Source organism: Stenotrophomonas sp. 05L44_2, from assembly GCF_056665995.1.
The window spans coordinates 1-2,050 of record NZ_JBFTNR010000736.1; the positions used below are offsets into that span (position 1 = coordinate 1).

The following is a 2,050-nucleotide window of genomic DNA, read 5'->3' on the forward strand; positions in this document are numbered from 1 at the left end:
CACCAATGGCGAGGAAAGCCCGGATGAAGTGCTGGCGGCCTTTGTCTCGCAGTACTACATCGAATTCGAGCCGCCGCGCGAGATCCTGCTTGACCGCGAAATTCCCGATGCCGATCTGATCGGTTCTGCGCTGTCGGCCTCGGCCGAGCGCAAGGTGCAGTTGAAATGGAACGTCCGCGGCGAGCGCGCCGGCTACCTGGAACTGGCCAGCCGCAACGCGCAGTTGACCCTGGCCACCGAGATCAACAGCCGCACCGCGCAGCACGCGCGCAGCGAAGCGCTGCGGGTGATGCTGGGGCTGGCCGAACCGGTAAAGCGGGTGGAGTGCTTCGACATCAGCCACACCATGGGCGAAGCCACCGTGGCCTCCTGTGTGGTGTTCGATGCGGCCGGCCCGGTGCGCGCGCAGTACCGCCGCTTCAACATCAGTGGCATCGAGCCGGGCGATGACTACGCCGCGATGCGCCAGGCGATCGACCGCCGCTTCCGCCGTGCAGTGGAAGAGCAGGGCGTGTTGCCGGATGTGCTGCTGATCGACGGTGGCGCCGGCCAGCTGGCACAGGCCCAGGCGGCGCTGGCCGATCTGGGCGTGGAAGACGTGCTGCTGGTGGGCGTGGCCAAAGGCGTGGAACGCCGTGCCGGCCACGAAGCGCTGGTGATGCCCGATGGCCGCGAACTGCGCCCGGGTGCGGCCGATCCCGCCCTGCAGTTCATCCAGCAGGTGCGCGATGAAGCACACCGCTTCGCCATCACTGGCCATCGCGGGCGCCGGCAGAAGGCCCGGATGACCAGCAAACTGGAAGACATCCCCGGCATCGGGCCGCGACGGCGCGCCAGCCTGCTGAAGCATTTTGGCGGTCTGGTCGGCCTGAAAGCGGCCGGAGAAGCGGAAATTGCCAAGGTGGAAGGCATCAATGACGCCCTCGCAGCGCGCATCTACGCTAACCTGCACGGGTTGGCCGCGCCGGATCCGGCCGAGTAGAGAGAGAATAAAGCCGCATGACGTTGACCCTGCCCACCTGGCTGACCCTGTTGCGGATCGTGATGATCCCGGTGCTGGTGCTGGTGTTCTACCTGCCCTACACCTGGACCAACTTCGCATCGGCGGCGATCTTCGGCCTGGCCGCGATCACCGACTGGCTCGATGGCTGGATCGCGCGTCGCTACGGCCTGGAGTCGGCGTTCGGCGCCTTCCTCGACCCGGTCGCGGACAAGCTGATGGTGGCGGTGGCGCTGTTCCTTATCGTGCAGGGGCATCCGACCCCGTGGATGGCGTTCTGGGCGGCGGTGATCGTCGGCCGCGAGATCGCGGTGTCGGCGCTGCGCGAGTGGATGGCCGAACTCGGCCAGCGTGCCAAGGTGCGGGTGGCGATGATCGGCAAGGTCAAGACCACCGCGCAGATGGTCGCGCTGCTGTGCCTGCTGTATTCGGTGGCGCCGAACGTGCCGGTCGACGACATCTGGATGGGCCCGCCGGTATTCCATATCGGTGACTGGACCCTGGCCATTGCCGCGGTGCTGACCCTGTGGTCGGGCCTGCAGTACCTGCACGCCGCCTGGCCCAGCCTGCGTGACGACGAGCGCGCCGCGCGCGAGCGTTCGCGGCAGAAGAAGCTGGGCAACTGAGCACCGGGGTCGGATCCCTTTCCGCAGGAAAGGGCTCTGACCCCGTCGCTGCTCTCATCCACGCATGGCGTGGATCTACTGGGCATGCATGCACTGTGTGGGCCTTCGCGGGATCCCTCATCCACGCATGGCGTGGATCGCCTGGAATGTGGCCTGCGGTAGATCCACGCCATGCGTGGATGACGCATTCCATGACCTCTCGATCTGCCTGAAAAAAAGGCCTTGACGCGTTGCGCAGAACAGGTAGAATTTCGCCTCCCAAGCGGGAATAGCTCAGTTGGTAGAGCGCAACCTTGCCAAGGTTGAGGTCGCGAGTTCGAGTCTCGTTTCCCGCTCCAGATTCAAGAAAAACGCTCCCGGAAGGGGGCGTTTTTCGTTATGAGCTGTCGCGAGATAGGGCGATGTCGACGGCGTGGTCTGGGAG

2 protein-coding genes and 1 tRNA gene are annotated in these 2,050 nt (G+C 65.6%); all 3 read left to right on the plus strand.

The genetic code is table 11. The annotated features are described in order from the left end of the window. Positions 1–982: helix-hairpin-helix domain-containing protein (locus AC1VAN_RS19980; protein ID WP_480986552.1), on the plus strand; the 982-nt coding region annotated here is incomplete at its 5' end. Between the two features lie 17 nt (positions 983–999). Further along, positions 1,000–1,626 carry a CDP-diacylglycerol--glycerol-3-phosphate 3-phosphatidyltransferase gene (gene pgsA / locus AC1VAN_RS19985; protein ID WP_025875200.1) on the plus strand — a complete coding sequence of 209 codons (627 nt, stop codon included), beginning with the start codon at positions 1,000–1,002 and terminating at the stop codon, positions 1,624–1,626. 262 nt (positions 1,627–1,888) lie between these two features. Then, positions 1,889–1,964, plus strand: a tRNA-Gly gene (locus AC1VAN_RS19990). Positions 1,965–2,050: the final 86 nt, after the last annotated feature.

Coding starts and splice junctions, on each gene's coding strand:
- pgsA (WP_025875200.1), top strand. CDS start 1,000: ATGACGTTGACCCTGCCCACCTGGCTGACCCTGTTGCGGATCGTGATG.